The sequence below is a fragment of the Rhodovulum sulfidophilum DSM 1374 genome (assembly GCF_001633165.1).
In the GTDB taxonomy this organism is placed as follows: Bacteria; Pseudomonadota; Alphaproteobacteria; order Rhodobacterales; family Rhodobacteraceae; genus Rhodovulum; species Rhodovulum sulfidophilum.
Genome location: NZ_CP015418.1, coordinates 1,759,156 through 1,784,102, shown reverse-complemented (window position 1 = coordinate 1,784,102; position 24,947 = coordinate 1,759,156). Strand labels below are relative to the sequence as shown.

The following is a 24,947-nucleotide window of genomic DNA, read 5'->3' as shown; positions in this document are numbered from 1 at the left end:
AGACCCGCCCGCCTTTAACCCCGTCCGTCGCTCAGGAATGCTCCTCGGCGGCGGTCGTCGCCAGCGCGCGGGAATAGGCGCGCAGCGCGTCGACATGGAACAGCGCGCCCAGCAATTCGGGCTCGCGGCCAGCGGTAGCCCGCGCCACCACCGGCACGAAGCCGTGCCCCCATTTCTCGAAGACCGGCAGCGCCTCGACCAGGGTCGTGTCGGCCTCGAACATCACCCCCTGCCCGATCAGCTCGGCGCAGGCGCCCGGCGAGGCTGCGCCGGGGCTCTCCTTGGACCGCATCAGCACGCCCGCGGTCAGGGCCGCCAGCAGATAGGATTGCGGCCCGGCCGCCAGCCTCTTGCCGCGCCGTTCAAGCTGGGTGAGGAAGAACGAGCGGTCGACAAGGCGGCTGGCCAGCGCGGTCGAGAGCGACACCGCCACCATCACCGCCAGCCCGGTCTGCCAGTCGCCGGTCATCTCGAAGACGATCATCGTGGTCGAGATCGGCGCGCCCAGCACCGCGGCCGCGACCGCGCCCATCCCCGCCAGCGCATAAAGCGTCTCGGCCCCCGAGACATTGGGAAAGGCAGAGGTCGCGATGATGCCGAAGGACAGCCCGGTCAGCGCCCCCACCATCAAGGAGGGCGAGAAGACCCCGCCACCCATCCGCCCGGCCATGGTCATCGACACCGCCACCGATTTCAGCAGGCAGAACACCACCGCCTCATGCAGGACCAGCGTCCCGGTCAGGGCCGCCGAGGTGGTCTCGTAGCCGACACCGATGATATGCGGAAACCAGATCGCCAGCGCCCCGAGCCCGAGCCCCGAGACCGCGGGCCTCAGCCAGCGCGGCATCCGGGTCCGGCGCTGGACCGCATCGCCGATCCCTTCGGCCCAGAAGATCGCGCGCATCAGGATCACCGCGACCAGACCGCAAAGCAGCCCCAGCATCAGGAAGGCCGGAAGCTCGCCATAGAAGGCAAGCCGGTCGGTCTGCGGCAGCGCGAATTCCGGCACGCCGCCGAATTCGATCCGGTTGATGACCGTGCCTGCCACCGCCGCCACCGTGATCGGGGCGAAGGCATGGACCGCGAAATGCCTGAGCACGACCTCAAGCGCGAAGAGCGTGCCCGCGATCGGCGCGTTGAACGAGGCCGAGACCGCGGCCGCCACGGCGCAACCCAGCAGATCGCGCCCGGTGATGCCATCGGCATGGATCCGGTTCGACACCCAGGTCGCGACCACGCCCGCCATATGCACCACCGGCCCCTCGCGGCCGGTCGAGCCGCCCGAGGACAGCGTGATCAGCGAGGCCAGCGCCGAGGCCAGCCCGGCCTTGACCTCGACCCGGCCCTCGTTGAGCGCCGCCCCCTCGATCACGTCGGCGACCGAGCGCACCCGGGCATCGGGCGTGAAGCGGTGCAGCAGCAGCCCGACGACGAGCCCGCCACAGGCCGGGATCACCAGGATCCAGCCCCAGTGCAGCGTCTGGGCATAGCTGTGCAGCCGGTGCGGATCATCGACCCCGTAGAGCGCGCGTTGCAGCACATCGATCCCAAGCCTGAAGCCCAGAGCGGCGAATCCGGCCGCGATGCCGATCGCCGCCGCGATGAACCAGAACTGCACCTGCGACGGGCCATGCACCCGCAAGACGCGTAAAACGCCATTCAACCAACGGAAAACGGTACCGAAAGCTCTCGAATTCCGCCGTTTCACCCTGCTCTGCCCGGCATTTTGCCTCTTTTGGTCGCGTTTGTTTAGCAAGGCTTTTCCCGGCCGCCGCTCTCGCCTAGGGTGCCCGCCTCTGGCACTGCAAGGAGTACCCCGATGTCGAAACCGGATGCCCTCACCGCACTCGGGGAAATGCTAGGCGATCGCCTCAGCCGGTCCAAGTCCGATCTGGACCTGCACGGGCGGAATGAAACCTATTTCCCGTTCCTGCCTCCCGATGCGGTCGCCTATCCGGAAACCACCGACGAGGTCGCGCAGATCGTGCGAATCTGTGCCGCGCATGGGGTGCCGCTGACCGGCTGGGGCCGGGGCACCTCGCTCGAAGGGCACGCGCTGGCGCTGCAGGGCGGGGTCACCATCGATTTCAGCCGGATGAACCGGGTGCTGAAGGTCAATTCCGAGGATATGGACGTGGTCGTCCAGCCCGGCCTTACCCGCGAGGATCTGAACCGCGAGCTGCGCGCGACCGGGCTGTTCTTCCCGGTCGATCCGGGCGCCAATGCCTCGCTGGGCGGCATGGCCTCGACCCGGGCCTCGGGCACGACGGCGGTGCGATATGGCACCATGCGCGACAACGTGCTGGCGCTTGAGGTCGTGCTGCCCGACGGGCGGGTGATCCGCACCGGCACCCGGGCGCGGAAATCCTCGGCGGGCTACGACCTGACCGGGCTTTTCGTGGGCTCGGAGGGCACGCTGGGGCTGATCACCGAACTCACGCTGAGGCTTCATGGCCAGCCCGAGGCGATCTCGGCCGCGGTCTGCGCCTTCGACGAGATCGGCGCCGCGGTGGATACCGTGATCCAGACCATCCAGTTGGGCATTCCGATGGCGCGGATCGAATTCGTCGATGCCGCGACCGCCGCCGCCTTCAACGCCTATGCCAGCGCCGACATGCCGGAAAAACCGCATCTGATGGTCGAGTTCCACGGCTCGGCCTCGGGGGTGGCGGAGCAGGCCGAGAGCTTCGGCGAGGTCGTCGCCGAAAATGGCGGCGAGGGCTTCAAGTGGTCCTCGCGTCCCGAAGACCGCAACGCGCTCTGGACCATGCGCCACAATGCCTATTACGCCTGCCTCGGGCTGCGCCCCGGCGCCACCGCGCTGGTCACCGACATGTGCGTGCCGATCTCGCGGCTGGCCGAGGCGGTGGAAGAGACCCGCGCCGATATCGCCCAGGCCTCGATCCCCGGCCCGATCCTCGGCCATGTCGGCGACGGCAACTTCCACGCGATCCTGCTGGTCGAGCCGGACAACGCCGCCGAACTGGCCGAAGCCAAGGCGCTGGCGCACCGGATGGTCGAGCGCGCATTGCGCATGGGCGGCACGGTCACCGGCGAGCATGGCATCGGCATGGGCAAGCTCGACTACATGGAAGAGGAGCATGGCGCCGCCTGGGACGTGATGGGCCAGATCAAGCGCGCGCTCGACCCGATGACGCTGATGAATCCCGGCAAGATGGTCCGCGCCAACTGAGGCCCGCCCCGCGCGGGCGGCATGTCGAAACCACCCGCGTCCGGAGCCTGCCCGGCCGCCCCTTCGGCCTTGTCCGGAGGCCCCCGCACCCCTGCCCCGGCACGGATCGGGACGCGCCTCCGGGCGGCCGCGCGGACGTTCGGATCCGGCTTTCCGGTCTGGTGCCGATGCGGTTTTGACGCTACACTGCGCCTCAGACCCGGTAAACGGGCATTGACAGAGGCTGATCGAGGCAGTGGCCGATGACAGAGATGGTCTACGGCACCGCGCCCATCCGGGCGGGTGAACCTGTTCTGCCGCGCTGGTGGCGGACCGTGGACAAATGGGCGATGTCCTTTGTCCTTATCCTGTTCGGCGTGGGCATGCTGCTGGGCCTTGCTGCCTCGCCGCCCCTGGCCGAGAAGAACGGCTTTCCTCCCTTCTATTATGTCGAGCGGCAGGCGGTGTTCGGCGGGCTCGCGCTTTGCGCGATGCTGGTCTGCTCGATGCTCTCGCCGACCATGGTCCGGCGGCTCGGCGTGATCGGTTGCGGCGCGGCGCTGCTGGGGCTTGTGCTGCTGCCGGTCTTCGGCACCGATTTCGGCAAGGGCGCGGTGCGCTGGTATTCGCTGGGCTTCGGCTCGGTCCAGCCCTCGGAATTCCTCAAGCCGGGCTTCATCATCCTGACCGCCTGGCTGATGGCCGCGGCGCAGGAGGTCGAGGGCCCGCCCGGCAAGACCATGTCGCTGGCGCTCGCCGTCGTCGTGGTGGCATTTCTGGCGCTGCAGCCCGATTTCGGGCAGGCCGCGCTGATCCTCTTCGCCTGGGGGGTGATGTATTTCGTGGCCGGAGCGCCCTTCATGGTGCTGGTCGCCGTGGCCGGGGGCGTGGTCTTCGCGGGCACCATCGCCTATGAGAATTCCGAGCATTTCGCGCGCCGGATCGACGGCTTCCTGAACCCCGAGATCGACCCCCGCACCCAGCTTGGCTATGCCACCAACGCGATCCGCGAGGGCGGCTTCTTCGGCGTCGGCGTCGGCGAGGGCCAGGTCAAGTGGTCCTTGCCCGACGCGCATACCGACTTCATCATCGCGGTCGCGGCCGAGGAATACGGGCTGGTGCTGGTCGCGGTCATCATCGCGCTTTACTGCGCCATCGTCATCCGCTCGCTGTTCCGGCTGCTGAAGGAACGCGATCCCTTCATCCGGATCGCGGGCACCGGGCTTGCCTGCACCTTCGGCGTGCAGGCGCTGATCAACATGGGTGTGGCGGTCAAGCTGCTGCCCGCCAAGGGGATGACCCTGCCCTTCGTCAGCTATGGCGGCTCGTCGCTGATCGCGGGCGGGATCATGGTCGGCATGCTGCTGGCCCTGACCCGGAACCGGCCGCAGGGCGAGATCACCGACCTTCTGCGCCGGAGGACCCGCGAATGAGCGCCCCGCTTCTGGTCATCGCCGCCGGCGGCACCGGCGGGCACATGTTCCCGGCCCAGGCCCTGGCCGAAACCATGCTGGCGCGCGGCTGGCGGGTGAAGCTGTCGACCGATGCCCGCGGCGCGCGCTATGCGGGCGGCTTTCCGGCCGCGGTCGAGATCGAGACCATCGCCGCCGACAGCCCCGACCGGGGCGGGCCGGTGGCGCGGGCGGTCGCGCCGCTCCGGCTGGCGGCGGGCGTCGCGGCGATGCTGTGGCGGATGCTGCGCGACAGGCCTGCCGTGGTGGCGGGCTTCGGCGGCTACCCCTCCTTCCCGGCGCTGACGGCGGCGACGCTGCTCAGGCGGCCGCGGATGATCCATGAGCAGAACGGCGTGCTGGGCAAGGTCAACCGGCTGTTCGCGCCCCGCGTCCATGCCATGGCCTGCGGGGTCTGGCCGACCGAGCTGCCCGAGGGCGTCGAGGCCTTCCATACCGGCAACCCGATCCGGGCGGCGGTGCGCGAACGCGCGGGCGCGCCCTATATTCCGCCCGGCGACTATCCGATGAGCCTCGTCGCCATCGGCGGCAGTCAGGGCGCGCGGGCGATCTCGGAAAGCGTGCCCGCCGCCATCGCTGCCCTGCCCGCCGAGATGCGCGGTTATCTCAGGGTGTCGCATCAGGCCCGCGAGGAGGATCTCGACCGCGTGGTCGCGGCCTATGAGGCGGCCGGGGTCACGGCCGAGGTCCGGCCCTTCTTCGACGACATTCCCGCCCGGCTGGCCGAGGCGCAGCTGGTGATCAGCCGCTCGGGCGCCTCCTCGGTGGCCGATATCGCGGCGATCGGACGGCCCGCGATCCTGATCCCCTACCCGCATGCCGCGGGCGATCACCAGACCGCAAATGCCCGCGGCCTGGTCGAGGCCGGCGCGGCGATACTGATCCCGGAAAAGGCGCTTGACCCGGTCGCGCTTTCGGACCAGATCGCCACGGTTCTGGGCCAGCCCAAGGGCGCGATGCAGATGGCGGTGGCGGCGATGCGCTGCGGCAAACCCGATGCCGTCGACGGGCTGGCCGAGATCGTCGAGGCACTGGGCGGAGAAGGCAAATGATGAACGCGGCAACCAAGCTTCCGACCGATGTAGGGCCGATCCACTTCGTCGGGATCGGAGGCATCGGCATGTCCGGCATCGCCGAGGTGCTGCTGAACCTCGGCTACCGGGTGCAGGGCTCGGACCTGAAGGCCTCGAAGATCACCGACCGGCTGGCGGGCCTGGGCGCGACGGTGTTCGAGGGCCAACGCGAGGAAAACCTCGAGAATGCCGAGGTCGTGGTGATCTCTTCGGCGATCAAGCCCGGCAATCCCGAACTCGACGCCGCCCGGCGGCGCGGCCTGCCGATCGTGCGCCGGGCCGAGATGCTGGCCGAGCTGATGCGGCTGAAATCGAATGTCGCGGTCGCGGGCACGCATGGCAAGACCACCACGACGACGATGGTGGCGACGCTGCTGGATGCGGGCGGGCTCGACCCGACCGTCATCAATGGCGGCATCATCCATGCCTATGGCTCGAATGCGCGGATGGGCGCGGGCGAATGGATGGTGGTCGAGGCCGACGAATCCGACGGCACCTTCAACCGCCTGCCCGCGACCATCGCCATCGTGACCAATATCGACCCCGAGCACATGGAGCACTGGGGCAGCTTCGAGGCGCTCCGGCAGGGGTTCTACGATTTCGTCTCGAACATCCCCTTTTACGGGCTGGCGGTCTGCTGCACCGATCATGCCGAGGTGCAGGCGCTGGTCGGCCGGGTCACCGACCGCAAGGTGATCACCTTCGGCTTCAACGCCCAGGCCGATGTGCGCGCGATCAATCTGCGCTATGAAACGGGCAAGGCGCATTTCGACATCGCCCTTCAGGCCGAGGAGATGGTGATCGAGGACTGCACGCTGCCGATGCCGGGCGATCACAACGTCTCGAACGCGCTGGCCGCGGTGGCTGTGGCGCGGCATCTGGGCATGAAGGCCGACGAGATCCGCGCCGCGCTGGAAGGTTTCGCCGGGGTCAACCGGCGCTTTACCCGGGTCGGCGAGGCCAACGGGATCGCCGTCATCGACGATTACGGCCACCACCCGGTCGAGATCGCGGCGGTGCTGAAAGCGGCGCGGCAGGCGACCGAGGGCCGGGTCATCGCCGTCCATCAGCCGCATCGCTATTCGCGGCTGCATTCGCTGTTCGACGATTTCTGCACCTGTTTCAACGAGGCCGACGTGGTCGGCATCGCCGAGGTCTATGCGGCGGGCGAAGAGCCGATCCAGGGCGCGACGCGCGACGATCTGGTCGCCGGGCTGATCCGCCACGGCCACCGCCATGCCCGGGCCATCCTCAGCGAGGACGACTTGGTTCGGCTGGTACGCGAACAGGCAGGCCCCGGCGACATGGTGGTATGCTTGGGCGCGGGCACGATCAGCGCCTGGGCCAACAACCTGCCCGCACGGCTTTCAGAGTAAGGGAGCGGACGAAGCGGCATGATCTCCTGTCCGGTCATAGCGATCTGCGGCCCGGCGCCGCTGGTGGGCATTTCGGGGCTGCGCACTATGCGCCGCGCCGCGCCGCCGGTCACGGCCGGGCTGCTGGCCGCGGCCGTGATCCCGCCTGCCACGGCGCAGGCCGCCTTCGGTCCGGGCGCCGCGCCGACCGGGCCGCTTCATGCATCCGCCTTTCGGCCGGTCGCACGGCCCGCCGGTCCCGGCAGCACGCCCCAAGCGCTGTCGCGCGACCGCGGCGCCGAAGGCGGTGAGCAATGACCGCGGACCGGGCTGCGGCCCCGCACGCAATCGCCCCCCGACATCGCGCCCTTGCCCCGCAGATCCTTCCGGTTTCGGCGACCATCCCCCCGGAGGCCCCGACATGACGCTGTCCCTGCTTCTGGCCTGTCTGTGGGTCCTGCTGGCGGCGGTGATCGGGGTTCTGCCCGAAAAGCTCCACTGGATCGCAGCCTTTTCGCTGATCGCCTCCGGCATTCCGCTGCTGGGCTTCGTGACCTATCAGAGCGGCCCGCTCTGGGGCCTGATCGCGCTGGCGGCGGGGGCCTCGACCCTGCGCTGGCCGCTGCTCTATCTCGGGCGATGGCTCAACCGGCGGCGGCGGAGCACCGGCGAATGACGGGACCGACGCTCCTTCTGGCCTATGGCAGCTGGGCGGTCGGGCCGCTGGTGGCCTATGCCGCGCTGAGCCACGGCCTGATGCGCAATGCCATCGGCTTCACCATCATGTTCGGGCTTTACACCAGCTCGGTCTGGGCGATCTGGGGCGGCCTCAAGCTGCAGGCAACGGGCAACGGACCCGCGGTGCTGGCGCCCTCGGCCGTACTGCTGCCCTGGGGCGCGGTTGCGCTGGTCTCGGCGGTCCTTTATGCGCTCGGCGCATGGATCGGAGGCGGTGACGGATGACCCAGATGCCCGAACCCCGCGGCCGGCTGACACCCGGCAAGGCGCTGAGCGAGCTGACCTGGCTTCGGGTCGGCGGCCCGGCCGACTGGCTGTTCCAGCCCGCCGATACCGAGGATCTCGCCACCTTCCTGGCCGCCCTTCCCGCCGGGATGCCGGTCTTTCCGATGGGCGTGGGATCGAACCTGATCGTGCGCGACGGCGGCATCCGCGGCGTCGTGATCCGGCTTGGCCGCGGCTTCAACGCGATTTCGGTCGAGGGTGCGCGGGTCACTGCCGGGGCTGCCGCACTCGATGCCCATGTCGCCCGCCGCGCAGCCGAGGCCGGGGTCGACCTGAGCTTCCTGCGCACCATTCCGGGCGCCATCGGCGGCGCGGTCCGGATGAATGCGGGCTGCTACGGGCGCTATGTCGCCGATGTCCTGGTCTCGGCCCGGGCGGTGACGCGGAGCGGCGAGATCGTGACGCTGTCGCCCGGGGATCTGCACCTGGGCTACCGCCAAAGCCATTTGCCCGAGGGCTGGGTCATCACCGAGGCGACCTTCGAGGGCAGGCCCGGCGCGCCCGAGGCGCTGGCCGCCCAGATGGAGGAGCAGATCGCCCGCCGCGATGCCAGCCAGCCCACCCGCGCGCGGAGCGCCGGGTCGACCTTCCGCAATCCGGCCGGGTTCAGCTCGACCGGGCGGGCCGATGACAGCCACGAGATGAAGGCCTGGAGCCTGATCGACGCGGCCGGGCTGCGCGGTGCGACGCGGGGCGGCGCGCAGATGTCGGAAAAGCACTCGAACTTCCTGATCAATGCCGATGGCGCCACCGCCGCCGATCTCGAGGGGCTGGGCGAAGAGGTCCGAAAAAGGGTGTTTCAATCCTCCGGAATAGAGCTAGAATGGGAAATACTGAGGGTCGGCGAACCGGCCCCGGGAAACCCATAAGCACGCGGGACGGAACGTTCCCGCATCACGAGGCAGCAGAAGTGGCGGGCGAGTCGAGCAGGACAGCCCCCCGTGTAGCGGTATTGATGGGCGGCCCCTCGTCGGAGCGCGAGGTGTCACTGTCATCCGGGCGCGAATGCGCCGCCGCTTTGCGTGGGGAAGGCTTCGACGTGATCGAGATCGATGCCGGGCAGGATCTGCCCGGGCAACTGATCTCGGCTGCGCCCGATGTCGCGTTCAACGCGCTGCATGGCCGCTGGGGCGAGGATGGCTGCGTCCAGGGCCTGCTGGAATGGCTGAAGATCCCCTATACCCATTCGGGCGTGCTGGCCTCGGCGCTGGCGATGGACAAGCAGCGCGCCAAGGATGCCTATCGCGATGCCGGGCTGCCGGTGGTGGACAGCGTGCTGGCGGCCAAGGCCGAGGTCTCGGCCCGCCATGTGATCGCGCCGCCCTATGTGGTGAAGCCCAATAACGAGGGCTCGTCGGTCGGCATCCATATCGTCCATGAGGCGGCCAATGCGCCGCCGCAGCTTGGCGCCGAGATGCCCGGGATCGTGCTGGTCGAAAGCTATGCGCCGGGCCGCGAGCTGACGACCACGGTGATGGGCGACCGGGCCCTGGGCGTGACCGACATCCTGACCGAGGGCTGGTACGACTATCACGCCAAATACGTGCAGGGCGGCTCGCGCCATGTGGTCCCTGCCGAGCTGCCGAAGGAGGTCTCCGAGGCCTGTCTCGATTTCGCCCTCCGCGCCCATCGCGCGCTGGGCTGCCGCGGCCTCAGCCGCACCGATTTCCGCTGGGACGAAGGCCGCGGCACCGACGGGCTGATCCTTCTGGAAACCAATACCCAACCCGGCATGACGCCGACCTCGCTGGCGCCCGAACAGGCCGCGCATTGCGGGATTTCCTTCGGCCGGCTCTGCCGCTGGCTGGTGGAGGATGCGTCATGCGACAGGTGATGCCCCCCTATCGCGACCCGGCGCCGTCGCGCTGGGCCTACCGCGCCCAGCGGCTGTGGCTGACGCCGATGGTGCGCCGGGCGGTGCTGAAGGGCCTGCCGCTGGTGGTGCTGGCGGCGATCCCGGCGATCTGGCTGGCCGATGCCGACCGCCGCGCGGCGCTCGGCGACGGGCTGGCCGAGATCCGCCGCGAGATCGAGACCCGCCCCGAATTCATGGTCAAGCTTCTGGTGATCGAGGGCGCCTCGGACCCGATCGACCGGGAGATCCGCGCCATCGTGCCCCTGAACCTGCCGGCCTCCTCCTTCGATCTGGATCTCGAGGCGATGCGCCAGGCGGTGACCGCGCTCGACGCCGTCAAATCGGCCGAGCTGCGGATCCGGCCCGGCGGCGTGCTGGAAATGAAGATCGCGCAGCGCGAGGCGGCGCTGGTCTGGCGCAGCCGCGACGGGCTGAGCCTGATCGATGCCGGGGGACGGCGGGTCGCCGCGCTCGACAGCCGCGAAGACCGCGCCGACCTGCCGCTGATCGCGGGCGACGGTGCCGGGAAGGCCGCGCCCGAGGCGATGGCGCTGTTCGCGGCGGCGGCACCGATTTCCGACCGGGTGCGCGGGCTGGTGCGCATGGGCGAGCGGCGCTGGGACGTGGTGCTTGACCGCGATCAGCGCATCCTGCTGCCCGAGACCGGCGCGGTCGCGGCGCTTGAACGGGTGATCGCGCTGGAGGACGTCTCCGGCATGCTGGCGCGCGACATCGAGGCAGTCGACCTGCGCAACCCCGAGCGGCCGACGCTGCGGCTGACCGAGGCAGCGATCGAAGACTTCCGGAAAATCCGGGCAACACAGGCAGGAGCGGTGAACTGATGACGGACCTCTATCACTCGCAGCGGGCGATGCGGCGGATGCGCAAGCTGGCGATGGACCGGGGCGTGATCGCGATCCTCGATGTGGGCAGCTCGAAAGTGGCCTGCCTGGTGCTGCGCTTCGACGGCATCGCGCCGAAGGGCGGGGTCGAGCAGATGGGCGCGCTGGCCGGGCAGTCGCGGTTCCGGGTGATCGGCGCGGCCACCACCCGCTCTCGCGGGGTGCGTTTCGGCGAGATCCACGGCATGAACGAGGCCGAACGCGCGGTCCGCACCGCGCTGCAGGCGGCGCAGAAGATGGCGCAGGTCCGGGTCGATCAGGTCATCGCCTGTTTCTCGGGCGGCGAGCCGCGCTCCTACGGGCTCGACGGCCAGGTCACGGTGCTGGACGATGCGGTTGCCGAACAGGACGTGGCCCGGGTTCTGGCCGCCTGCGACATGCCCGAGATCGGCGCCAGCCGCGAGGTGCTGCATGCCCAGCCGGTGAATTTCGCGCTCGACCACCGCTCGGGGCTTGTCGATCCGCGCGGTCAGGTCGGCCACCGGCTGGCCTGCGACATGCATATGCTGACGGTCGATGACGGCGCGGTGCACAACCTTCTGCATTGCATCAAGCGCTGCGACCTGGAACCGGCGGGGCTGGCCTCCTCGGCCTATGCCTCGGGGATCTCGGCGCTGGTCGAGGACGAACAGGAGCTGGGCGCAGCCTGCGTCGATCTGGGCGGCGGCGCGACCGGCATCTCGATCTTCATCAAGAAGCACATGATCTATGCCGACAGCGTGCGGATGGGCGGCGAGCATGTCACCTCGGACATCTCGAAGGGGCTGCATGTGCCGCTCTCGACCGCCGAGCGGATCAAGACGCTGTATGGCGGCGTGGTCGCAACCGGCATGGATGACCGCGAGATGATCGGCCTGGGCGGCGACAGCGGCGATTACGAGACCGACAGCCGCTCGGTCAGCCGGGCCGAGCTGATCGGGATCATGCGCCCGCGGGTCGAGGAGATCCTCGAAGAGGTGCGCGCCCGGCTCGACGCCGCGGGCTTCGAGCATCTGCCGAGCCAGCGGATCGTCCTGACCGGCGGCGGCAGCCAGATCCCCGGGCTTGACGGGCTCGCCGCGCGCATTCTCGGCAACCAGGTCAGGCTGGGGCGGCCGCTGCGCGTCCATGGCCTGCCGCAATCGGCAACGGGCCCCGGATTCGCGGCCCTGGTGGGGCTGTGCCTTTTCGCGGCGCAGCCGCAGGACGAGTGGTGGGATTTCGAAATGCCGATGGATCGCTACCCGGCCAGATCGCTGAAAAGAGCGGTGAGATGGTTCAAGGAAAACTGGTAAGCGCTACATATCGACAGATCGGCAAAATCTCGCAGATTGTTGTCAAGCCACATATGGATTTTGTGGTATTAAAGCGTTTTTTCCGTGACGATCCGGCACTAGTTGCGTAGGATAAGACTAGATTTGGTGGAAAACGGCCCCCGAGGCCCCATAGAAAACAGCAGGCGGACCAGACCTATGGCATTAAACCTCACCATGCCTGAGCAGGAAGAGCTCAAGCCGCGGATCACGGTGTTCGGCGTCGGTGGCGCCGGGGGCAACGCCGTCAACAACATGATCGAAAAGCGCCTTGAGGGGGTCGAGTTCGTGGTCGCGAACACCGATGCCCAGGCGCTTCAGCAATCGAATGCCCAGGCCCGCATCCAGATGGGCGTGAAGGTCACCGAAGGCCTCGGCGCAGGCGCCCGCCCTTCGGTCGGCGCCTCCGCGGCCGAAGAGTCGATCGAGCAGATCGTCGACCATCTGGCCGGCGCGCATATGTGCTTCATCACCGCCGGCATGGGCGGCGGCACCGGCACCGGTGCGGCCCCGATCATCGCCCAGGCCGCCCGTGAGCTGGGCGTTCTGACCGTCGGCGTCGTGACCAAGCCGTTCCAGTTCGAAGGCACGAAGCGGATGCGGCAGGCCGAGGAAGGCGTCGAGAACCTGCAGAAGGTCGTCGACACCCTCATCATCATCCCGAACCAGAACCTGTTCCGGATCGCCAACGAGAAGACCACCTTCACCGAGGCCTTCTCGCTGGCCGATGACGTGCTGTATCAGGGCGTCAAGGGCGTCACCGACCTGATGGTCCGCCCGGGCCTGATCAACCTCGACTTCGCCGACGTCCGCTCGGTGATGGACGAGATGGGCAAGGCGATGATGGGCACCGGCGAGGCCGATGGCGAGGATCGCGCGATCCAAGCCGCCGAGGCCGCGATCGCCAACCCGCTGCTGGACGAGATCAGCCTGAACGGCGCCAAGGGCGTGCTGATCAACATCACCGGCGGCTACGACCTGACCCTGTTCGAACTGGACGAGGCCGCGAACCGCATCCGCGACGTGGTCGATCAGGACGCCAACATCATTGTCGGCTCGACCCTCGACCCGGACATGGACGGCCGGATGCGGGTCTCGGTCGTGGCGACCGGGATCGACGCCGCCGCCCGCATCGACGAGGTTCCGCTGCCGCGCCGCCCGATGCGCGAGCCGCTGCACCGCCCCGCCGAGGTCCAGGAAGCCCCGGCCGCCGCGCCGGCGCCCGCCGCAGCCCCGGCCGCCCAGGCCCAGCGCCCGGCCGTGGCCGCCCGCGAAACGGTTCAGGAGCCGACGCAGGAACCGTCGCTCTTTTCGGGCTTCGATCCGGCCAATGCCGGGTTCGCGGCCGATGAGCGCGCCGAGACCGCCCGCGACGGTGCCGACCTGCCGCCGCCCGCCTACCAGCCCGAGGAAAACCCGGAAGCCGAAACCTTCGTCGCGCCGCAGCCGCGCAATGCCGGCGAACCCACCCCCGAGGCGCTTGCCCGCCTGCGTGCCGCCGTCGCCAAGACCCCGGCGCGCCAGCCGGTGCATACCCCGATGACAGCCACCGCGCAGGACGATCCGCGCGGGGACAAGGGACGGTTCGGCATCGGCTCGCTCATCAACCGGATGTCGGGCCATGCGCCGGAACAGACCGAGCGCAACCCCCATACCTTCCGCCAGCAGCCGCCGCTCTACAGCCGCGGACAGGTTGCCCAGCAGGAGGAAGAGGATCTTGACCCCGATCAGGAACGGATCGAGATCCCGGCCTTCCTGCGGCGCCAGGCGAACTGAGCCTGGCCCGCATCGGCGGGGACAGTTTCGGGGGTCGGTTCGCCGGCCCCCTTTTCGTTTCGGAAGCCCCTTCAGGCTACCGTTGCGTCAAGCTGGCCGCACTTTCGGCCGGGCAATTTTCATGCCCTAAATCATATATTTGTCGAACAGGCGGGTTCCTGCCGGCGGCTGCGCCACGTTGTTTCAGACCGTTGCAATGTTTGAATTGAGCAGACCCGGATCGGCCTCTACATCCAAGATGCCGGGACGCGCGAAGCCCGGATCAAACGCGAGCAGGTCCGAGATGCAGACGACGCTGAAATCACCGATCACCTTCACCGGAACGGGCCTCCATACCGGCCGCCCGGTGCGGCTGACGATCCATCCCGCCTCGGCCGAATACGGCCTCTGGTTCCGGCGCACGGATATCGAGGGCCCCGACGCCCTGATTCCCGCCCGCTGGGACGCGGTCGAGCCGTCGCGCCTCTGCACCAAGCTGGCCAATGGCCGCGCCTCGGTGATGACGGTCGAACATCTGATGGCCGCGCTTTCCGGCTGTGGCGTGCATAATGCCCTGATCGAGATCGACGGCCCCGAAGTGCCGGTGATGGACGGCTCCTCCGCCCCCTTCGTGCAGGGCATCCTGTCGCGCGGCCTGCGCCGGCTCGCCGCCCCTGTCCGGGTGCTGCGCATCCTCGAACATGTCGAGGTCTCCGAAGGCGCGGCCCGGGCCAGCCTCGGCCCGGCCGACACGCTGGAAATCGATTTCGAGATCACCTTCGTGGACGCCGCCATCGGCCATCAGGCCAAGCGGCTGAACATGGCCAACGGCGCCTTCGTGCGCGAGCTCTGCGACAGCCGCACCTTCTGCCGCAATGCCGATGTCGAGGCCATGCGCGCGGCCGGCCTGGCCCTGGGCGGCACCTTCGACAATGCCGTCGTGATCGATGGCGAGAAGGTGCTGAGCCCCGGCGGGCTGCGCCATCGCGACGAGCCCGTGCGCCACAAGATGCTGGACGCGCTCGGAGATCTGGCTTTGGCCGGGGCCCCGATCCTCGGCCGTTACCGCGGCGAGCGGGCGGGACACGCGCTGACCAACCGGCTGCTGCGGACGCTGTTCGCGCAACCCGGCGCGTTCCGGCTGGAAACCTGCTCGACCGACCAGGGCGCCGCCCTGCCCGGCTTCGGGCTCAATTCGGCTGACCTGAAGGCCGTTGCCTGAGCTGTGCAGTTTCCGCGCCAAAGGCGTTTTGCACCGGATTTTTCTGTGCTAGGACAGCCCCAAGGCCCGGAATGAGTGCGGATCAAGCACCGGCCCCGGGCAGCGTTTGAGGACGGGGTGACAGGCATATGGCGACAAGCAGCAGGCGCATCGGAGCGGTAGCGGCAATCATGGTGCTTTCGCTGACCGCGGCCTGCGACCCGATCGGGTCGCGCAAGCCGCCGCCGCTCGAGACCTTCGATGCGCCGACGATTTACCAGATGGCCGAGACCAAGCTGGAGAAGGACCGCGACCTCGAGGAAGCGGCGCGGCTCTATGGCGAGGTCGAGCGGCTTTATCCCTATTCGGAATGGGCCAAGCGCGCGCTGATCATGCAGGCCTATACCTATCACCAGGCCAAGGATTACGAGACCGCCCGCGCCGCGGCCCAGCGCTATATCGACTTCTATCCGGCGGACGAGGACGCGGCCTATGCCCAGTATCTGCTGGCGCTGAGCTATTACGACCAGATCGATCTGGTGGGCCGCGACCAGGGCCTGACCTTCCAGGCGCTGCAGGCGCTCCGGACCGTGATCGAGCGCTATCCCGACAGCGAATACGCGCAATCCGCGATCCTCAAGTTCGACCTCGCCTTCAACCACCTGGCGGCGAAGGAAATGGAGGTCGGCCGGTATTATCTCAAGCGCAAGCATTATGCCGCCGCGGTCAACCGCTTCCGCGTGGTGGTCGAGGACTTCCAGACCACGACACATACCGCCGAGGCGCTGTACCGTCTGATCGAATCCTATCTGGCGCTCGGGCTCGACAACGAGGCGCAGACCGCGGCCGCGATTCTCGGCCACAACTTCCAGGGCACCGACTGGTATGCGGACGGCTACAAGCTGCTGCAGGCCAAGGGGCTGGAACCAGAGGCCAAGGGCGAGGGTTGGCTGCGCTCGGTCTACCGCCAGATGATCAAGGGCGAGTGGCTCTGAGCCGCATACAGGGGTTTGGGGCATGCTGCGCAGTCTCGATATCCGGGACATGCTTATCATCGACCGGCTGGAGCTCGGGTTCCGGCCCGGTCTGAATGTGCTGACCGGCGAGACCGGGGCAGGCAAGTCGATCCTTCTCGATTCCCTCGGCTTCGTCCTCGGCTGGCGCGGTCGCGCCGACCTGGTCCGGGCGGGGGCCGCACAGGGCGAGGTGGTCGCCGAATTCGAACTGCCTGCCGGACATCCGGCCCACGCGGTTCTGGCCGAGGCCGGGCTCGAGGCAGGAGACGAGCTGATCCTGCGCCGGATCAACACCGCCGAGGGCCGGAAGACCGCCTGGGTCAACGACCGGCGGGTTTCGGGCGAGGTTCTGCGGCGGTTGTCGGACACGCTGGTCGAACTGCACGGTCAGCAGGACGATCGCGGGCTTCTCAATCCGCGCGGCCACCGGCAGCTGCTTGATGCCTTTGCCGGGCTGGAGACCGAGATCGACGCCGTCCGTGCGGCCTGGCGCGCCCGCGCCCGGGCCGAGCGCGTCGTTGCCGAGGCCGAGACCCGGATCGCCGAGCTCCGCGCCGAGGAGGATTTCCTGCGCCACGCGGTGGACGAACTCGACGCGCTGGCCCCCGAGCCGGGCGAAGAGGCCGACCTCGATGCCCGGCGCCGGACGATGCAGGCCGCGGAACGCATTCGCGAGGATATCGCCCGCGCCCATGCCGCGCTCGGCCCCGGCGAAGGCGCGGAAGGGCGGATGGGCGACGCGCTGCGCTGGCTCGAAGGCGCGGCGGACCGCGCCGAGGGGCGGCTGGACGCCCCGCTTGCGGCCCTGTCGCGCGCCCTGGTCGAGCTTGGCGAGGCGGTGCAGGCCACCGAGGACTGCCTCCAGGCCCTCGATTTCGACCCGAACGCGCTCGAAACCACCGAGGAGCGGCTTTTCGCCATCCGGGCCCTGGCGCGCAAGCACGGCGTGCAGCCCGACGATCTGAGCGCCTTCGCCGCTGACCTGCGCGCGCGACTGGCCGCGCTCGACGCCGGCGCGGGTGACCTGGCTGGGCTTGGCCGAGCGGCAGCCGAGGCGCGGGCCGATTATGATGCCGCGGCAGCAAGGCTCGGGGCGGCACGACGCGCCGCCGCGCTCCGTCTCGACGCCGCGATGTCGGACGAGCTGGCGCCGCTGAAGATGGAGCGCGCCGTCTTCTCGACCGTGATCTCGGATGCCGAGCCCGGCCCGGACGGGCGGGACGCGGTGGCCTTTACCGTCGCAACCAATCCCGGCGCGCCTGCCGGCCCCCTGAACAGGATCGCCTCGGGGGGCGAGCTGTCGCGCTTCCTGCTGGCGCTGAAGGTCTGCCTGGTGCGCGGCGCGAGCCCGCTTACCCTGATCTTCGACGAAATCGACCGCGGGGTTGGCGGCGCCACAGCCGATGCGGTCGGCCGCCGACTGGCGGCGCTGGCGCGCTCGGCCCAGGTTCTGGTGGTCACGCATTCGCCTCAGGTCGCGGCCCGGGGAGCGCATCACTGGCGAGTGGAGAAGCGGGTCGAGGGCGAGATGACCCGCTCGATCGTGACGCCGCTCGACAGCCCGGCCCGGGTCGACGAAATCGCCCGCATGATATCGGGCGACACCGTGACCGATGCCGCCCGCGCCGCGGCGCGGTCACTTCTGGAAGACTGAACGCGCCGCCGGGGCGAGGCGCGATTTTTCGGCGAAAAATCGAACACGGCCCCGACGGCCCCGGGTCAGGCGATCAGTTCCCGCCCCGCCCGGCCTCGATGGCGCGCCAGCGCGCGACATTGCGGTTATGTTCGTCGAGGCTTCTCGCGAAGGCGTGCCCGCCCGTGCCGTCGGCCACGAAATACAGATATTCCGTGGTCTCGGGGTTCAGCACCGCCTCGATCGAGGCGCGGCCGGGATTGGCGATGGGCGTCGGCGGCAGGCCGTCGATCTGATAGGTGTTGTAAGGCGTGCGCCGTGCCAGTTCGCTTTGCCGGATCCCCCGCCCGAGCGGCGCCTTGCCCATGGTAAGACCGTAGATCACGGTCGGGTCGGTCTGCAGCCGGATACCCCGTTCAAGCCGGTTGACGAAGACGCTCGCGACCCGGCGCCTTTCCCCGGGCACACCGGTCTCCTTCTCGACGATCGAGGCCAGAACCAGCGCCTCTTCCTTGCTGGCCAGCGGCAGGCCCTCGGCCCGCGTCTCCCAGAGACGGTCGAGCAGCGCAGTTTGCCGCGCCGCCATCTCGGCCAGAAGCGCCTCGCGTGCCTCGCCCGGCGTCACCTCGTAACTGTCGGGCGCCAGGCTGCCCTCGGCCGGAACGGCAGCGATGTCGCCATCGAGGAAGTCGGCCTGTTTCAGCTCGTCGACCACCTGCCAGCTGGTCACGCCCTCGGCCAGCGTCACCCGGTAGCGCAGATCGGGTTCGGCCATCAGCCCGGCATACTCCGCCGGCACCTCGCCCGCCCCGGGATCGAAGGCCAGCACCTCTTCATAGCGGCCGGTGGCCGGGTCGAAGGTGCGGACCTGCAGCTCGGCGCTGGCGATTCCGATGCGGAAATTCACGTCGGTGCCACAGGTCGAGCGGCCCACGCGGGTCACCAGGTCGACGATCTCTTCCATCGAGGCATGGGCAGGCAGAAGAAAACTGCCCGCCTTCAGATCGTCGTCCTTTTCGGCATAGCGCGCGCCCAGCCGGAAGATCAGCGGATGGCGCACCGCCTCCTGGTCGCCCAGATCGCGCGAGACGCCGACCATGGTCGAGCCCGGCTCCACCCTCAGGCAGATCGCGGTCTCAAGCGGCCCGGGCTCGGCATATTTCTGCTTGGCCCAGATCAGAAGTCCGCCGGCGAACAGCAGCACCACGATGAAAAGCGTCAGCGCGTTGGAGGCGACGGCCTTCCACATCAGCGGTCCCCGCGGCCCATGACAAGCGAAGCGTTGGTCCCGCCGAAGCCGAAGGAGTTCGACAGCGCAAGGCTGATCTCACGCTTCACCGCGGTTTTCGGCGCAAGGTCGATCCGGGTGCCTTCGGGCGGGGTGTCGAGGTTCAGCGTCGGCGGTGCGATCTGATCGCGCAGCGCCAGAATGCAGAAGATCGCCTCAACCGCGCCCGCAGCCCCCAGAAGGTGGCCGATCGAGGATTTGGTCGAGGACATGGTGGTGCGCTCCGCCGCCTCGCCCAGCAACCGCTCGACCGCCCCCAGCTCGATGGTGTCGGCCATGGTCGAGGTGCCATGCGCGTTGATGTAGTCGATATCGGCCGGGACCAGCCCCGCACGCTTCAGCGCCGCCTGCATCGAGCGGAAGCCGCCATCGCCATCCTCGGCCGGGGCGGTGATGTGGTAGGCATCGCCCGAGAGGCCATAGCCCAGCACCTCGGCATAGATCTTGGCGCCGCGGGCCTTGGCATGTTCCAGCTCTTCGAGGATCACGACGCCCGCGCCCTCGCCCATCACGAAGCCGTCGCGCTCGGCGTCCCAGGGCCGCGAGGCGGTTTCGGGGGCATCGCCGCGTTTGGTCGACAGCGCCTTGCAGGCGTTGAAGCCCGCGATCCCGATCTCGGAAATCGGGCTTTCGGTGCCGCCCGCGACCATCACGTCGGCATCGCCCCACTGGATCAGACGCGCCGCGTCGCCGATGGCATGCGCCCCGGTCGAACAGGCGGTCACCACCGCATGGTTCGGCCCCTTGAAGCCGAAGCGGATCGAGACCTGGCCCGAGGCGAGGTTGATCAGCGCCGAGGGAATGAAGAAGGGCGACACCCGGCGCGGTCCCTTCTGCTGGATCAGCACGGCGGTATCGGCGATGGAATTCAGTCCGCCGATGCCGGACCCGATCATCACGCCGGTGCGCTCGCGCTCGGCATCGGTCTCCGGCACCCAGCCGGAATCGGCCACCGCCTGGCTTGCCGCCGCCATCGCGTACAGGATGAAATCGTCGACCTTCCGGCGCTCCTTCGGCTCCATCCAGTCATCCGGGTTGAAGGTCCCGTCGGACCCGTCGCCGAAGGGAATCTCGGCGGCATAGCCGGTGACCAGGCGGCTGGCATCGAAGCGGGTGATCGGCCCGATGCCCGATTGCCCCTCCAGGAGACGTTTCCAGGTCTCTTCCACCCCGCAGGCCAACGGGGACACCATCCCCAGCCCGGTGACAACCACACGACGCATATGCCTCTCCTCGCTCTCGGCCCCGGCCCAGGCCCTTTCGGGCGATCTGATACAGCGGTTTGGCCGCCATGGGCAAGGGAGCGGCTGCCCGACGGGCGTTTTCGGCGCAGAGCTGCGGCACCCGCAAATATTCGTCAATCATATGCCGCAATACTCGGGCCTTCTCGAAGCGAAAGGATGACACGCGCCATGGGACCCCGCCGCGTCATGTCCGTCATGTCCGTCATGTCTGTCATGCGCCTCCTCGCCCTGATCGCATTCGTGCTGGCGGGCAGCGGCCCCGCACGGGCCTCGGCCCCCTGCCCGATGCATGACTGGCTGGTCTGGATCTATGTCGAGGGCGAAACCCTTGCCCGCGCCGGACCCGGCATGTTCCGTCTGGAAGAGGCCCGCAGCCTTTCGAAGGCCATCGCAAGCGCCGATCCCGCCAGCCTCGCACGGGTGATGCGCAAGGCCGGGCTCGAAGACGGTCTGCCCGTGGTCTCCGGTTACATCGAGCTGGTGGCCGACAGGCTGCGCTTCGTCCCCTCCCCGCCCGAGGCCGGCGCCGTGGTCCGCCGGATGCAGGGCTATCTGCGGGAATTGCGCTGCCGCGCCGACCCGGCCTGGCGCGCGGGACTGGAGCTGACCACGGCCGGAGGCCTCGCGAAAGCTCTCGGCTCGGGCGAAACCGGGCGCGCCCCCCCCCGGGAGCCGACCCCTCGCCGTATCGGCAAGCCCCCCGCGCCGCAGCCTGTCATCGCCGACACCGCCGGGCAGGACATGGTGGATCTCTCACCGCCCGAGACCGGCCCCGGCGGCCCTTACCCCCCAAGTGGCAACAGGGATGTCAACACCGAGGAGCGGCTCAGGGGCCAACCGGACTTCTCGCAGGAAGCGGTCAATGACGGTCAGCTCGGCACCCGGCTTCCGGCGATGTCGAAGCTGCTGAAGGCCGCGCGGGCGGCGCCCTGGCTCGCCTATGCCGCAGCCGGGATCGGCGGCCTGGCCCTGGCCGGAGCGACCACCGTCTATGTGCTTCGGCACATGCGCCGCCGAACGCCGCGGACCCTCTGCCACATGAACACCTATCTGCGGCTGCCCGACGGCCGGACCCCGGCAGTGGCGGTCGATATCAGCCCCAACGGCGCCAAGCTGCACCTGAAGACCGTCCCCGAACCGGGTCAGCGCGGCACGCTTGAACTGAGCGGTCTCGAGGTTGGCTGCCGTGTCACCTGGTCGACGACCTATTTCGTCGGGCTGGCCTTCCTCAAGACCATCGACAAGGCCGAATTCGAAAACCTGCTGCAGTACCACCGCTGGGACGCCTCATCCTCGGACATGCCCGATTTCAAGGGGCCGTCGGCGGCCGCCATGGACCACGCGGCGAAGGCCTAGCCGTGTTTCCAGCTCGCAGAGGCCACCGCCGGGCGCGGGCCGTCAAGGGCCGGTCATGGCCGATTGTGTTGAAAAACTCCGGCCGCGGTTGAGAGGTCGTCTGAGTTTGGAACGCCGCTCTTCACAGGGGCAGAAAAGGTCCATTTACGAGGCGGGATCGCAGAAAAGCGGAACCATGTCCCGTGGGCTTTTGCTCTGCGGCCCCGCAAGCGAGTTTTTCAACAGTATCGGCCCGACCGGAACACCCGGCCCGGCCGCGCGATTGCCCGGCGAAGGCAAGATCGCGCCCCGATTGCGCCAAAAGGATCCGGATGCCTTTTGGGGGCCGCATTGCCATCGGTCTGCGACATGGCAGGCCCTGTGCTGCTGTGACGTCTGCCCCGCCGCAAGGGATCTTGCCGAAGCGGCGCGCGCGGCAACTTGCACGGATCGGGCTCGCTCCTCCATCCTGCGCCCCTTGCCAAAGATTGCGGCCTCACGCCCCCCATCGCCAAAAGCGCGAAATTTCGGCCGCGCTGCGGTTGTGCCAACGCCCCACAACTGTGTCGGCAAGGGGCTTTGGGGCATAATCGAAGGATCTTGCGTCGTCGAGCGGCTTTCGAGGCAGGATATCATGCGGCTTGGCGAGCAGGAAATCCTTCTTACAGGCCGCTGCAGCCTCTGATTTCTTCGATTCTGCAACAACAGCTCGGCAAGACGATGACGAGGGGTGTCGCGGCTGGTTTGCAAGAGCCGCAGCGGTCAGTCGCCGCCTCCGATGTGGCAACATCCACCCGTTGCGGGAACGGCATGACCGGTTGCAAGGCCGCCCGCCTGAAATCCTGATGACACCACGTCGCGCCGAGAGCAGCCACCAGTCCGGCAGCCACCAGACCGGCGCCGTCCCACGCCCTGATCCACCCCGGCCGGTGGCGGCGCAATTGCCCTCTGCCGCGCGCGGGCCTCCTCCCGTGATGCCACGACAAGGGCGCCGGCGCTGCTCCGGGGGAAAAGTCAGCAGCCCCAAGGGCAATCGCGCCGAAACAAGCGGAAGGCCACAAGCAGGACCGCTCCGTCTTCAGGGGGAAACCGAGTACGGCCTGCACGCAGCCCGACCGCGCGGAAGCCTCGGCTGCAACCCATATGCCCCCGGAAACCGGTATCGGCGGTATCCGCCTTCGGCCCGGAGCCTCCGCGCGATCGGGGCACGGGCCGCGGCAGCGGCGCAAGCGGTCAGGCGCTCTGCCGACCGACCTCATAGACCGAGCCCGCGGAATACTGCCGGAAGGCTCTCGGGCAGATCCTCGGCAATGAGGCCGGGGCCGAAGACCCGGGCAGCCTCGACATGCAGCCAGGCTCCCAGGCTGGCGGCCTCGAAGGGCGGGCGGCCCCGGGCCAGCAGGCCCGCCACGATCCCGGCCAGGACATCGCCCGCCCCGGCCGTCGCGAGCCAGGGCGCGGCGCGGTCGTAAAGCGCGGCATGCATCGCGGCGCGGCCATCGGGCGCGGCTATCGCGGTATCCGCGCCCTTCAGCAGCACCACCGCCCCGGACCGGGCCGCGGCGGCGCGCACCGCGTCGATCCGCGAAAAGCCCGGGCCGTGGGGGGGCCGACCGGCCAGCTTCTCGGCCAGATCGGGGAAGAGCCGGGCGAATTCGCCGCCATGCGGGGTCAGCACACAGTCGCCGTGAAGGCGGGAAAAGGGAGCCTCCAGCTGCGCCAGAAGGCTCAACCCGTCGGCATCGAGCACGAGGGGACGGTCGCTGTCGAGCGCAAGGCGCAAAAGCTCGGCCTCGCGCGATCCGGTGCCGAAGCCAGGACCGAGGCCAAGCGCCGAAATCCGCGGATCCTCCAGCAGCGCAAGCAGGTCCCCGACATCGTCGACCCGGCGCAGCATCGCCGCGGTCAGATGGGCCGCGCATTCGGCCAGCGCCTCCCCGGGCGCAGCCAGCGTCACCAGACCTGCCCCCACCCGCAGCGCGCCGCGCGCCGCCAGCCGGGCCGCGCCGGTGCGCCCCGCGCCGCCCGCCAGCACCAGCGCGTGGCCGTGGCTGTATTTGTGCCCGCCGACCGCTCCGACCTTGCCGATCTCGGGCCCCGGCGCGCCGACCAGCGTCACCGATCCGGGACAGGGGCCGGGATCGAGCCCGATATCGGCCACCACGATCCGGCCGCAAAAGGCGCTGCCCTCGGCGGTGAACTGGCCGATCCGGGCGCGGTGGAAGGTCACGGTCAGCGTGGCGGGCAGCACCCCGCCCAGATCGCGGCCGCTATCGGTGCACAGCCCGCTTGGCATGTCGATTGCCAGCACCCGCCCGTCCGCTGCGCAGAACCGGCCGAGCGCCGCCGCCGTGCGCCCGGCGATGGCCTCGATCCCGCGGCTGCAACCGCTGCCGAACAGCGCATCGATCACCAGATCGCAGCCGCCCGCGTCGAGACGGTCGGCCAGGGCCGCGTCGTCCCAGGGCCGGATCCGGCCGAGCTCCGCCCAGCGGTCGTGATTGAGGCGGGCATCGGGCGGCAGCCGGTCGGGCGCCCCGAAGAGGAACAGCTCTACCTGCCAGCCGCGTTCGGTCAGCAGCCGCGCCACCACGAAGCCGTCGCCGCCATTGTTGCCGGGGCCGCAGAGCACAAGCGCCGAGAGCGGAACCGTGCCGAGATCGGGCCAATGCGCCAGCGCCGCATCGACCACGCCCTCGCCCGCGCGTTCCATCAATGTCCGTCCATCTGCATCGCCTCGCGCCATCGCCTCGGCCTCGATGGCGCGCATTTGGGCAGCGGTCAGAAGTTCGGACATGGTTTCCCCCGAAATCCGTTTCCAAATTGCTCATTAAGAAGGCATTGCGCCCAATTCGTTGGCGGCGCTGCAAGATTCCATGAATGCCAAACTTTCCGACCATCCTAGCCAATTGTGCCCCTTCGGGGAAAGTGGTCTGTCGGGCTTCGAACCATACCAAAAGGGAGTCGCGCGCCGTGAAGAAGATCGAGGCGATCATCAAACCCTTCAAGCTGGACGAGGTCAAAGAGGCGCTGCAGGAGGCGGGCGTCCAGGGTCTTTCCGTGATCGAGGTGAAGGGCTTCGGCCGCCAGAAAGGCCATACCGAACTCTATCGCGGCGCCGAATATGTCGTCGATTTCCTGCCCAAGGTGAAAATCGAGATCGTCCTGCCCGACGATCAGGTCGAGGCCGCGATCGAGGCCATCGTCGCCGCCGCCAAGACCGAGAAGATCGGCGACGGCAAGATCTTCGTCTCGCCGGTCGAGCAGGCGATCCGCATCCGCACCGGCGAGACCGGCGAGGACGCACTCTAATCATCCGAACCAAGCGCGC

General features: G+C 68.9%; 21 protein-coding genes. 17 read left to right on the top strand and 4 right to left on the bottom strand.

Annotation, left to right across the window (positions count from 1 at the left end):
- Positions 1–31: 31 nt before the first annotated feature.
- Positions 32–1,618 (bottom strand): chloride channel protein, encoded by a 1,587-nt coding sequence (locus A6W98_RS08415; RefSeq protein ID WP_247904422.1) that lies wholly within the window; start codon positions 1,616–1,618, stop codon positions 32–34.
- Positions 1,619–1,819: 201 nt separating this feature from the next.
- On the opposite strand from A6W98_RS08415, the gene A6W98_RS08410 reads away from it, so the two are divergent.
- The 15 genes from A6W98_RS08410 (at position 1,820) to recN (ending at position 17,770) form a co-directional block, all read left to right on the top strand.
- Positions 1,820–3,193 (top strand): FAD-binding oxidoreductase, encoded by a 1,374-nt coding sequence (locus A6W98_RS08410; RefSeq protein ID WP_042460224.1) that lies wholly within the window; start codon positions 1,820–1,822, stop codon positions 3,191–3,193.
- A gap of 242 nt (positions 3,194–3,435) precedes the next feature.
- Positions 3,436–4,605, top strand: a complete 1,170-nt coding sequence (locus A6W98_RS08405) for a peptidoglycan glycosyltransferase FtsW (RefSeq protein ID WP_042460221.1) — start codon at positions 3,436–3,438, stop codon at positions 4,603–4,605.
- Positions 4,602–5,696 (top strand): UDP-N-acetylglucosamine--N-acetylmuramyl-(pentapeptide) pyrophosphoryl-undecaprenol N-acetylglucosamine transferase, encoded by a 1,095-nt coding sequence (locus A6W98_RS08400; protein WP_042460219.1) that lies wholly within the window; start codon positions 4,602–4,604, stop codon positions 5,694–5,696. The genes A6W98_RS08405 and A6W98_RS08400 overlap by 4 nt, the downstream gene beginning before the upstream one ends.
- The gene (gene murC, locus A6W98_RS08395) at positions 5,696–7,093 is read left to right on the top strand and encodes a UDP-N-acetylmuramate--L-alanine ligase (protein ID WP_042464783.1); all 1,398 of its coding nucleotides are present in this window, start codon (positions 5,696–5,698) and stop codon (positions 7,091–7,093) included. The genes A6W98_RS08400 and murC overlap by 1 nt, the downstream gene beginning before the upstream one ends.
- Positions 7,094–7,111: 18 nt before the next feature.
- Positions 7,112–7,390: a hypothetical protein gene (locus tag A6W98_RS08390; RefSeq protein WP_042460216.1), complete on the top strand. Its 279-nt coding sequence runs from the start codon at positions 7,112–7,114 to the stop codon at positions 7,388–7,390.
- A gap of 103 nt (positions 7,391–7,493) precedes the next feature.
- Positions 7,494–7,748: a DUF2484 family protein gene (locus tag A6W98_RS08385; RefSeq protein ID WP_042460214.1), complete on the top strand. Its 255-nt coding sequence runs from the start codon at positions 7,494–7,496 to the stop codon at positions 7,746–7,748.
- Entirely contained in the window at positions 7,745–8,035 is a 291-nt protein-coding gene (locus A6W98_RS08380; protein ID WP_042460211.1) for a hypothetical protein, read from the top strand. Before A6W98_RS08385 ends, A6W98_RS08380 begins: the two co-directional genes overlap by 4 nt.
- Positions 8,032–8,964 (top strand): UDP-N-acetylmuramate dehydrogenase, encoded by a 933-nt coding sequence (murB, locus tag A6W98_RS08375; RefSeq protein ID WP_042460208.1) that lies wholly within the window; start codon positions 8,032–8,034, stop codon positions 8,962–8,964. Before A6W98_RS08380 ends, murB begins: the two co-directional genes overlap by 4 nt.
- A gap of 41 nt (positions 8,965–9,005) precedes the next feature.
- Positions 9,006–9,929 carry a D-alanine--D-alanine ligase gene (locus A6W98_RS08370; RefSeq protein ID WP_072071667.1) on the top strand — a complete coding sequence of 308 codons (924 nt, stop codon included), beginning with the start codon at positions 9,006–9,008 and terminating at the stop codon, positions 9,927–9,929.
- Positions 9,917–10,792 (top strand): cell division protein FtsQ/DivIB, encoded by an 876-nt coding sequence (locus tag A6W98_RS08365; RefSeq protein WP_042460202.1) that lies wholly within the window; start codon positions 9,917–9,919, stop codon positions 10,790–10,792. Before A6W98_RS08370 ends, A6W98_RS08365 begins: the two co-directional genes overlap by 13 nt.
- The gene (gene ftsA, locus A6W98_RS08360) at positions 10,792–12,126 is read left to right on the top strand and encodes a cell division protein FtsA (protein WP_042460199.1); all 1,335 of its coding nucleotides are present in this window, start codon (positions 10,792–10,794) and stop codon (positions 12,124–12,126) included. The genes A6W98_RS08365 and ftsA overlap by 1 nt, the downstream gene beginning before the upstream one ends.
- 177 nt (positions 12,127–12,303) lie before the next feature.
- Positions 12,304–13,920 (top strand): cell division protein FtsZ, encoded by a 1,617-nt coding sequence (gene ftsZ / locus A6W98_RS08355; protein ID WP_042460196.1) that lies wholly within the window; start codon positions 12,304–12,306, stop codon positions 13,918–13,920.
- A 283-nt stretch (positions 13,921–14,203) separates the two neighbouring features.
- A complete protein-coding gene (gene lpxC / locus A6W98_RS08350) occupies positions 14,204–15,121 on the top strand; it encodes a UDP-3-O-acyl-N-acetylglucosamine deacetylase (protein ID WP_042460193.1) in 918 nt (305 codons plus the stop codon).
- A gap of 128 nt (positions 15,122–15,249) precedes the next feature.
- Positions 15,250–16,095, top strand: a complete 846-nt coding sequence (locus A6W98_RS08345; protein WP_042460190.1) for an outer membrane protein assembly factor BamD — start codon at positions 15,250–15,252, stop codon at positions 16,093–16,095.
- A 22-nt stretch (positions 16,096–16,117) separates the two neighbouring features.
- Entirely contained in the window at positions 16,118–17,770 is a 1,653-nt protein-coding gene (gene recN, locus A6W98_RS08340) for a DNA repair protein RecN (RefSeq protein WP_042460187.1), read from the top strand.
- A 73-nt stretch (positions 17,771–17,843) separates the two neighbouring features.
- Here recN and mltG read toward each other — a convergent pair whose 3' ends face one another.
- Entirely contained in the window at positions 17,844–18,998 is a 1,155-nt protein-coding gene (gene mltG, locus A6W98_RS08335) for an endolytic transglycosylase MltG (RefSeq protein ID WP_042460184.1), read from the bottom strand.
- Entirely contained in the window at positions 18,998–20,260 is a 1,263-nt protein-coding gene (gene fabF / locus A6W98_RS08330; protein WP_042460181.1) for a beta-ketoacyl-ACP synthase II, read from the bottom strand. The genes mltG and fabF overlap by 1 nt, the downstream gene beginning before the upstream one ends.
- A 189-nt stretch (positions 20,261–20,449) precedes the next feature.
- Here fabF and A6W98_RS08325 point away from each other — a divergent pair, with 189 nt between their 5' ends.
- On the top strand, positions 20,450–21,637 hold the full coding sequence (locus A6W98_RS08325; RefSeq protein WP_063490897.1) for a PilZ domain-containing protein: 1,188 nt from the start codon (positions 20,450–20,452) through the stop codon (positions 21,635–21,637).
- 1,234 nt (positions 21,638–22,871) lie between these two features.
- Here A6W98_RS08325 and A6W98_RS08320 read toward each other — a convergent pair.
- A complete protein-coding gene (locus A6W98_RS08320) occupies positions 22,872–24,413 on the bottom strand; it encodes a bifunctional ADP-dependent NAD(P)H-hydrate dehydratase/NAD(P)H-hydrate epimerase (protein ID WP_042460175.1) in 1,542 nt (513 codons plus the stop codon).
- A 176-nt stretch (positions 24,414–24,589) separates the two neighbouring features.
- Here A6W98_RS08320 and A6W98_RS08315 point away from each other — a divergent pair, with 176 nt between their 5' ends.
- Positions 24,590–24,928 carry a P-II family nitrogen regulator gene (locus A6W98_RS08315; protein WP_042460172.1) on the top strand — a complete coding sequence of 113 codons (339 nt, stop codon included), beginning with the start codon at positions 24,590–24,592 and terminating at the stop codon, positions 24,926–24,928.
- Positions 24,929–24,947: the final 19 nt, after the last annotated feature.